Below are 8,316 nucleotides of genomic sequence, written 5' to 3' on the forward strand. Positions count from 1 at the left end.
GGGGGGGGGCGCGCCGGGGGCGGGGGGGGGGGGGGGGGGGTTTTGGGGTTTTTTGGGGGGGGGGGGGGGGGGGGGGGGGTCGGGGGGGGGGGGGGGGGGGGGGGGGGGGGGGGGGGGGGGGCCCCCCCCCCCCCCCCCCGCGCGCCTTCAGCGATAGTCGAATGTCGACTCGTTGTCGCTGTCGTCGTTGTCCAGCCAGGGGTCCCAGTCCGGGTCCGCTGGCCAGATCCGCAACGACGCCTGTCCCGACGGGAGGCTGGCCCCGCTGGCCACCCCCAGTTCCAGGGTCCGCCGCACCTCGCTGTGCCCCCGTACGGCGCTCAGGCGGCAGGACACCCGCACGGTGCTCCCCGTCTCGATGTCGCAGCCCGTCCAGCCGTCCCCGACGGGTCGCAGGGCCTTCGGCAGCTCCATGGTCAGGACCGCCTCGGGTGCCGTCCGATCCGCTTCGTTGCGGATCCGTACGGTGATCTCACCTGACCGGGAACCGTCCGCCGCGGCGGTCAACACCAGGTCGGTGGCGGTGACGGACAGGTCCGTCGAGCGCGGGTTGGGACCGAACGAGGTCGGGCCGGACACCTGCTCGAACGCGTCACCGGTCCAGCGGTACCCGCGCCACTGCCGTTGGGAGTTCTTCTCCGGCCAGCCGCCGCCGGGCGCGACGTCGAGCACCTCGACCCGGACCTCGCCGTCGTCGCGTACGTCCAGGGCGGTCACCCAACCGGGAGTGGGGGAGGCGGTGCCGGTCACCCGGCCGAGGGTGACGACCCGGCCCGCCGCGTCCCGGTCGAACGCGACCACCTGGAACGGCCCACGGGTGCCGAACACGCAGCGGACCAGGGCGACCGTCTCGGTCGCGCCATCACCGTCCAGGTCGCCGTGGTCGAGTGTCACCAGCTCGTTGACGTCGTCCCGGGCTGGTTCGGCGCCCAGTCGCACCCGGCCGCTCGGGCAGTCCGCCACTGTTGTCCAGGCGGGCAGCGACACGGTCGCGGCGAGCAGTTGGCCTCGGCTGATCCGGCCGTCCGGGGCCGCACGGGTCGGGCTGGCCGCGCTGCTCGAGGCCGTGGTCGACGGGGTGGCCGTCGCACTGGCCGTCGCGGTCGCCGACGGGCTGGCGGACGGCGCGGACGTGGGATCCACCGGCCCCGGCTCGCGATCGGGGCCGTTCATCGTCGCGTACCCGAGGGCGGCCCCGCCGAACAGCGCGAGCACCGTCGCGGTGGTGGTGGCGAACCGGCGACGACCGCGGCCTCGCGCCGTCCGCCGCACGGCGGCCGGCCCGGGCACCTCGACCTCCTCCAGCACGGTACGGCGGTAGTGGGCGAACTCTTCGGCGAGGTCGAGGATCTCCTGATCAGACATCTCGCACCTCCTCGGTGGTGTCGCGCAGGTGCGTCGCGAGGGCCGCCCGTCCCCGGTGCAGCCAGGACTTGACGGTCCCCTCGGCGACCCGTTCCTGGGCGGCGATCTCGGCGACCGTCAGGTCGGCGAGGTAGTGCAGTACGACGGCCCGGCGCTGCTTCGGCGGCAACTTGGCCAACGCGGTGTCGAGGGCGACCCGGTCCGGGCTCGGCTCGGCGACGTGTGTCTCCCGTTGCCGCAGCAGCCAGGCCTGTGCGGTCCGCAGCCGCCGCCAGCGGTTGTGGCCGAGGTTCCAGGCGACCCGGCGTACCCAGGCCAGCGGGTCGTCGTACCGGGCGAGCCGACCCCAGTTCGCGTACGCCCGGCAGAACGCCTCCTGAACCAGGTCCTGCGCCTGCCCACGATCACCCGTGTACGCGGTGAGCTGCGCCACCAGCGATCGGAAGTGGGCGTGGTAGAAGTCGTCGAAGACCAGTTCGGCGGTCGCGGCGAGAGGGCTTCCCGGTGGGTCGGGTGGCGGCCCGCCCACCCGTACTTCTCCTGTCACAAGCACTCGTCCTCCCCGTGGTGACCGCCGGCGGCGTGTTCGCCAGCACCGGTCACACACTCGGCTGTGCCCGCCGGTTGCGGTCGGGACCGGTGGGGTTGCCTGTCCGGTCCGTGACAGCCGGCTGTGATTCACTGTGAGGTGAGGAGAGGGGACGTCCGTGCAGCTACCGGCAGTGCTCGGTGAGCCGATCCGGTTCGTGCTGAACTGGGGGCGCCGCTACTCGCTCTGGGTGTTCAACTTCGGCCTGGCCTGCTGCGCGATCGAGTTCATCGCCACCAGCATGGGCCGGCACGACTTCATCCGGCTCGGCGTGATCCCGTTCGCCCACGGCCCCCGACAGGCCGACCTCATGGTTGTCTCCGGCACGGTGACCGACAAGATGGCCCCGGCCATCAAGCGGCTGTACGACCAGATGCCCGAGCCGAAGTACGTCATCTCGTTCGGCGCGTGCTCCAACTGCGGCGGCCCCTACTGGGACTCGTACTCGGTGACCAAGGGCGTCGACCAGCTCATCCCGGTCGACGTCTACGTGCCCGGCTGCCCGCCCCGCCCGGAGGCGTTGCTGCACGGCATCCTGCGTCTTCAGGAGAAGATCGCCGCCGAGCAGTCCGGCATCGGCGGAGTGCCGCAGCGGGACCTGCTCGCCGCGCCCGCCGAGGCCAGCGCCCCGCGCTCGGTCGACTCCCTCACCGCCCCACCCGTACGTCCACCCAGCGCGGGCTGACGAACGGTGGGGCCGCCGCCCGGACGAGTCCGAGCGACGGCTCTGCCGTGTGGCGATCAGCTGGTGGCCGCGATGGCCAGCGTGGTCTGGGCGGTGTTGTCGCTGGGGTCGGCGTCCGGGCCTGACGGGAACCAGTTGGTCGTCAACGCCAGGGTGATGACGTCTTGAGCATCCGCCGGATCGGTCGGCGGGGTGATGATCAACCCGAAGCTACGCACCTCGCCGGGCATCATCCGTTGCCCCGGTACCGAGGCGTGGTCCGAGAGGGCCGGCCCCGTCGACGGAAGGGTGTATTCGATGCGCGACCCGGCGGGCAGCGGGCTGGCCGTGACGGTGAGGCCGACGTGCGGTGCGTCCCCCTTGTACCGCACGGTCACCGGTAGGTAGAGGTAGCCGCTGCCCTCCGGGTCGAGGGTCACCGGGCCCACCGAGTCGATGGCGGCGTCCGGCTGGGCGTCCTGGACGTACGGCCGGGGGCGGACCAGCGACCCGGTCGTGGATCGGAACAGCGCAGTGAGTGACCTCTCCGCAATCAGGCCACCGTTGATCGAGGAGACCGCGAGCCGGCCTCCGGTCATGCTCATCGGGTACGCCTGCGGGGTGGCCAGCACGTGGAAGTCCAGCGTGACCGTGCGGCTCTCGCCCGGGGCGAGGTAGGCCCAGTTGTTCGAGAGGGAGCAGTCGAAGACCCGCCGGTTCTCCTCCATCGCCCCGAACCAGTCGCAGCGGCTGTCCGTGTCCTGGAACGCGCCCGGGACCGGCTCGCGCAGCGTCAGGTAGAAGTAGTCGGTCTCGCTGCCGGTGTTGGTCACGGTCACCGGGAGGCTGTCCAGATAGCCCCGCTCGGTCGGCTCCAGGATCAGTCTGCCCACCGACACGGTGCCTCCGGCGGCGTCCGCCGGTGCGGCGGCGGCCGGTCCGGCCCCACCGATCGTGGCGGTGAGGCCGAGCAGTGCGGCGGTGAGCAGGGTCCCCGTTTTTTTGAACACGTGTATCTGGTCCTCCGTGGTCGACGCCCGGCGGGGGACCTGCTGCCGCCCATGGCAGCAGCGATCGGCCGACGTGACCGTGGTGTCCGGGCCCCCGCGCGTGACGCAGACAGCATGATCGATGGATTCCCGATCTGCCACCCCGTTCTGCCGGCCCGTGCTGGACCCGGCCGGCTAGCCTGCGGACTATGAGCAGCTCAGGGGACCAGCGCTCGGACCACATCATCGATGTGCTCAGCGCGGAGTTCGGCGCGTCGATGGCGGTCGACCCGGCGGCCTTTCGTCGCAAGTTCCGCAAGATGGCCGCGTCGCCGTTCGCCTTCTACCGGGGCAGCGCCGCGCTGTTCTACGCCGACCAGCGGGGTGACTTCGCCGACGACCGGTTCCTCGACGAGCGGACCGGCCGGGTGTGGATCCACGGCGACCTGCACGCGGAGAACTTCGGCACGTACATGAACGCGTCCGGGCAACTGGTGTTCAACGTCAACGACTTCGACGAGGCGTACGTCGGGCCGTTCACCTGGGACCTGCGGCGGTTCGTGGCCAGCGTGGCGCTGCTCGGCTACAGCAAGGCACTCTCCGACACGGTGATCGACGAGTTGGTGACCGGCTTCGCCCGCGCCTACCTGACCGAGTTGCGGGCGATCGCCGCCGGCGGGGACGACGCCATCGGCTCGATCACCCTGGACAACGCCGACGGGGTGCTGCGTCGGGTGCTCCAGCAGGCCCGCCTCAACACGAGGGTCGAACTGCTCGCCGCGCAGACCACCGTCGACAACTACGAGCGGCGGTTCTCCGTCGCCGACGGCATCTTCGAGGTCGACGCCACGACCCGGGACCGGGTGCTCGCCGCCTTCGAGGAGTACCTGGAGACCCTGCCCGCCGCCACCGCCCGGCTGCGTCCGGGGGCCGCCCGGATCAAGGACGTGGTGCTGCGCAAGGGCGTGGGCATCGGCTCGGCGGGGCTGCCGTCGTACAACCTGCTGCTGGAGGGGCACACGCAGGCGCTGGAGAACGACGTGCTGATCTACATGAAGCAGGCGCAGGTCCCGGCGGTGGCCCGCTACAGCACCGACGAGTCGGTGGCCGGCTACTTCCGGCACCAGGGTCACCGGACCGCCGAGTCGCAGCGCGCGTTGCAGGCGCACGCCGACCCGTGGCTGGGTTACACCGAGCTGGACGGGGCGGGTCAACTGGTCGCCGAGGTCTCCCCGTACGCCGGCGATCTGGACTGGGCCGATGTGAACGAGCCGGACGAGCTGACCGGGGTGCTGGCCGACCTCGGCCGGGCGGTGGCCCGGATGCACTCGGTCGCCGACGACGAGTCGAGCCACGACCTCGTGGACTACTCCACCGAGGAGGCGATCGTCGCTGCCGTGGACGCCGACGAGTCGGGGTTCGTCACCCATCTGGTGGAGTTCGCGCACGCGTACGGGGTGCGCGCCCGGCAGGACCACCAGCTCTTCGTGGACCTGTTCCGCAACGGCCGGCTACCGGGGATCTGACCGGTTCACGAGGCGAATTCCAGGACGACCTTGATGTCGTCCGGCCCGGCCGTGTACGCGTCGGCGTACCTGTTCACCGGCACCCGCCGGGTGATCAGCGAGGAGAGCCAGACCTGGTCGGCGCGCGAGAGGGCCTGGGCTGCCATGTTCCAGTGCCGCCGGTTGGCGTTCACCGAGCCGAACACCACGTTGTTCTCCAGCACCAGCGCCCGGTTGAGCGCCCCGGCGTCGAAGTCGATGCTCCGGCCGCCGCTGGACACCCCGGCCAGGCAGACGATCCCGTTCGGCGCGGCCTTGCACATGACGTCCAGGACCACCGTGGGCGCGCCGGTGCACTCGATCACCACGTCCGGCTCGAAGGGCAGGTCGTTGACCGGCACCGCGTGGTAGGTGGCGCCCAGCCCGGCGACCAGCTCCGGCTTCGGCCCGTCGGTGGCCCGGTCCAGCACGTGGACGGTGAGCCCGCGCTGGGCGCCGAGCAGCGCCGCCAGCAGCCCGATCGGCCCGGCACCGGTCACCAGGACGGTCTGCGGCTGCCACTCGGCCCGGTGCCCGATCCGTTCGATGTGGTCCCACGCCTTCGCCACCACGCTGGTCGGCTCCAACAGCACGCCGACCTGGGCCAGCGCCGGGTCGAGCTTGACCGCGAACTCCGGCTCGATCCGCCAACGGTCCCGGGCGAAACCGGGCAGCGCCTTGATGCCGTGCTCGGTGTACTGACCGTTGCGGCACATGTCCCACTCGCCGACCGCGCAGTTGGGGCAGGGCACCGGGTCGGGATGCCGGACGATGCCGGCCACCAGGTCGCCGGGTTGCAGGGTGCCGGTCGGGTCGTCGAGCACCCGTCCCAGCGACTCGTGCCCGATGACGAGCCGATCGGCACCCGGCGGCGCCTCGCCGTAGTCGCCCGCGATGATCTCGTGGTCGGTGCCGCAGATGCCCACTGCCAGGGCCTCGACCAGGACAGCGCCCTCCTCGGACGCCGGCTCCGGCTGATCCTCGACGAGGCTCAGCGAGTTGGCTTGCCCGGGTTTCACCGTCACAGCGCGCACGCCCTCATCTTTCCCCGTGGGCGGGACCACCGCCCGGTAAAGCCGGAAGGTCACCGGAGGCCACCGCGCCTTGCCGGATCGCCGCCCGGACCTCGCCTCGGCTCGACCGCCCTCCGGAAACAGACCCTAGGATCAGCGGCATGACGTCAGAAGAGGTCGGCGCTCGGCTGGTCGCGTTGCTCGCGCCGGTCGAGGTGACCGCGTCGGTCTCCGGCGGGCAACGGTTCGCCCGGGCCACCGTCGACGTACCGCTGGCGAGCTGGTCGGCCGCCGTCCGCGCCGCCCGCGACGACACCGAGCTGGCCTGCGACTTCTTCGACTGGCTGTCGGCCGTCGACGAGTTGGCCGAGGGCTTCGACGTGGTCGCGCACCTCTGGTCGACGCGGCTGCGGCACGGCGTGCTGCTGCGCACCCGGGTGCCCCGCGACGCGCCCTCGGTGGCCTCGGTGGTGGGCATCTACCCCGGCGCCGCCTGGCACGAGCGGGAGACCCACGAGATGTTCGGCATCGACTTCGCCGGGCACGGCGAGCTGCGACCGCTGCTGTTGCCGCCGGAGTTCGAGGGCAATCCGCTGCGCAAGGAGTTCGTACTCGCATCGAGGGTGGCGAAGCCCTGGCCCGGCGCCAAGGAACCGGGTGAGTCGGAGGCCGGCGGTGGCCGCCGGCCGATCCGCCCGCCGGGCGTGCCCGCTCCGGGCGAGTGGGGGACGACGCCCACCCCGGCCGGCGCGGGTGGCGTAGGGGAGGGGCCGCGCGGCGGCACCCCGGCCCGACCAGCCGGTGACCGTCCGGCGCGGCCCGCTCCGGGGGCCCGTCCGGCGCGTACTCCCCGGGTTGCCGGCGTCGCCGACGGCCCGGCGGGGTCCGCGCGGCCCGAGCCGGTCGCGGACCCGGCGGCGCGCGACGACAGCGACGACGACGGGGGTACGCGCTGATGCCGCTCTGGGTGGAGCTGGTGCTCCGGATCGGCGGCGTGGTGGTCGCGTTCCTCACCCTGCCGTTGCTGGTCGGTCAGGCCGAGCACAAGGTGATGGCGCACATGCAGGGCCGGCTCGGCCCGATGTACGCGGGCGGTTTCCACGGCTGGGCGCAGCTCGTGGCGGACGGTGTGAAGTTCGTGCAGAAGGAGGACATCACCCCGCGCGAGGCGGACCGGGCGGTGTTCCGGCTGGCCCCCGCTGTGGCGCTGGTGCCCTACCTGCTGGTGCTGCTGGTCATTCCGCTCGGCCCGAACGACCTGGTCGGGCAACCGTTGGACATCGGCCTGTTCTTCGTGCTGGCCGTCGTCGGCATCGGTGTGGTGGCGGTGCTCATGTCGGCGTGGGCGTCGGCCAACAAGTACAGCCTGCTCGGCGGGCTGCGCGGGGCCGCCCAGCTCCTCGGCTACGAGCTGCCGCTGGTGCTGGCCGCCGCGTCGGTGGCGATGGCGGCGGGCACGCTCAGCCTGTCCGGCATCGTCGAGGCGTGGCAGCCCTGGTGGCTGCTCTGGCAGGCGCCCGCGATGATCATCTTCTTCGTCGCCGGGCTGGCCGAGATCCGCCGGCCACCGTTCGACATGCCGGTGGCCGACTCGGAGCTGGTGTTCGGTTACATGACCGAGTACACGGGCCTGCGGTTCGCGTTCTTCCTGCTCGCCGAGTACGTCGGCATCGTGGTGATCGCCGCGCTGACCACGGTGCTGTTCCTGGGCGGTTGGCAGGGACCGTTCGCCGATGACCAGCTCGGCTGGCTCTGGACCCTGCTCAAGATCGCCGCCGTGGCCTTCGTAATCATCTGGCTTCGGGTCTCCTATCCCCGCCTGCGCGAGGACCAACTCCAGCGCCTCTGCTGGCTGGTCCTGGTCCCCGCCTCCCTGGCCCAACTGGTCCTGACCGCAGCAGTCCGACTAGCCCTCTAACCCACCCTCGCGCCCGCGCCCGCGCGCCCGCGCCCGCGCGCCCGCGCGCCCGCCCCAGCCCGTCGATCATGGAGTTGTGGTGGGCGACAAAACGCCCGTCAACCCCCAGAACCGGCACCACGACTCCATGATCGACGAGGTCGGGCGGTGGTCACCCGCCGATGGTTGGCTTTTTTTTGGGGGGGGAAGGGGGGGGGGGACTATTATTAGGAGTTGATTGTTATATTAAGCGGG

8 protein-coding genes are annotated in these 8,316 nt (G+C 71.9%); 4 read left to right on the forward strand and 4 right to left on the reverse strand.

Annotated features, from left to right (window positions below):
- Positions 1–147: 147 nt before the first annotated feature.
- Both ACIA3K_RS31625 and ACIA3K_RS31630 read right to left on the reverse strand, forming a co-directional pair.
- The gene (locus tag ACIA3K_RS31625) at positions 148–1,365 is read right to left on the reverse strand and encodes a hypothetical protein (RefSeq protein ID WP_396805527.1); all 1,218 of its coding nucleotides are present in this window, start codon (positions 1,363–1,365) and stop codon (positions 148–150) included.
- Positions 1,358–1,918 carry a SigE family RNA polymerase sigma factor gene (locus ACIA3K_RS31630; protein ID WP_396805529.1) on the reverse strand — a complete coding sequence of 187 codons (561 nt, stop codon included), beginning with the start codon at positions 1,916–1,918 and terminating at the stop codon, positions 1,358–1,360. The genes ACIA3K_RS31625 and ACIA3K_RS31630 overlap by 8 nt, the downstream gene beginning before the upstream one ends.
- A gap of 154 nt (positions 1,919–2,072) precedes the next feature.
- Between ACIA3K_RS31630 and ACIA3K_RS31635 the strand changes: the two genes are divergently transcribed.
- Positions 2,073–2,639 carry an NADH-quinone oxidoreductase subunit B gene (locus tag ACIA3K_RS31635; RefSeq protein WP_396805531.1) on the forward strand — a complete coding sequence of 189 codons (567 nt, stop codon included), beginning with the start codon at positions 2,073–2,075 and terminating at the stop codon, positions 2,637–2,639.
- 56 nt (positions 2,640–2,695) lie between these two features.
- Here ACIA3K_RS31635 and ACIA3K_RS31640 read toward each other — a convergent pair whose 3' ends face one another.
- Positions 2,696–3,628 carry a hypothetical protein gene (locus tag ACIA3K_RS31640; RefSeq protein ID WP_396805533.1) on the reverse strand — a complete coding sequence of 311 codons (933 nt, stop codon included), beginning with the start codon at positions 3,626–3,628 and terminating at the stop codon, positions 2,696–2,698.
- A gap of 188 nt (positions 3,629–3,816) precedes the next feature.
- Between ACIA3K_RS31640 and ACIA3K_RS31645 the strand changes: the two genes are divergently transcribed.
- Positions 3,817–5,133 carry a DUF2252 domain-containing protein gene (locus ACIA3K_RS31645; RefSeq protein WP_396805535.1) on the forward strand — a complete coding sequence of 439 codons (1,317 nt, stop codon included), beginning with the start codon at positions 3,817–3,819 and terminating at the stop codon, positions 5,131–5,133.
- Positions 5,134–5,138: 5 nt separating this feature from the next.
- On the opposite strand, the gene ACIA3K_RS31650 is transcribed toward ACIA3K_RS31645, so the two are convergent.
- Positions 5,139–6,185 (reverse strand): glucose 1-dehydrogenase, encoded by a 1,047-nt coding sequence (locus ACIA3K_RS31650; protein ID WP_396805537.1) that lies wholly within the window; start codon positions 6,183–6,185, stop codon positions 5,139–5,141.
- A gap of 140 nt (positions 6,186–6,325) precedes the next feature.
- Between ACIA3K_RS31650 and ACIA3K_RS31655 the strand changes: the two genes are divergently transcribed.
- On the forward strand, positions 6,326–7,120 hold the full coding sequence (locus tag ACIA3K_RS31655) for an NADH-quinone oxidoreductase subunit C (RefSeq protein WP_396805539.1): 795 nt from the start codon (positions 6,326–6,328) through the stop codon (positions 7,118–7,120).
- Positions 7,120–8,082: an NADH-quinone oxidoreductase subunit H gene (locus ACIA3K_RS31660; RefSeq protein ID WP_396805540.1), complete on the forward strand. Its 963-nt coding sequence runs from the start codon at positions 7,120–7,122 to the stop codon at positions 8,080–8,082. The genes ACIA3K_RS31655 and ACIA3K_RS31660 overlap by 1 nt, the downstream gene beginning before the upstream one ends.
- The last annotated feature ends 234 nt before the right edge of the window (positions 8,083–8,316 follow it).

Origin of the sequence: Micromonospora sp. NPDC051543 (assembly GCF_044454415.1) — a bacterium.
Classification (GTDB): Bacteria; Actinomycetota; Actinomycetes; order Mycobacteriales; family Micromonosporaceae; genus Micromonospora.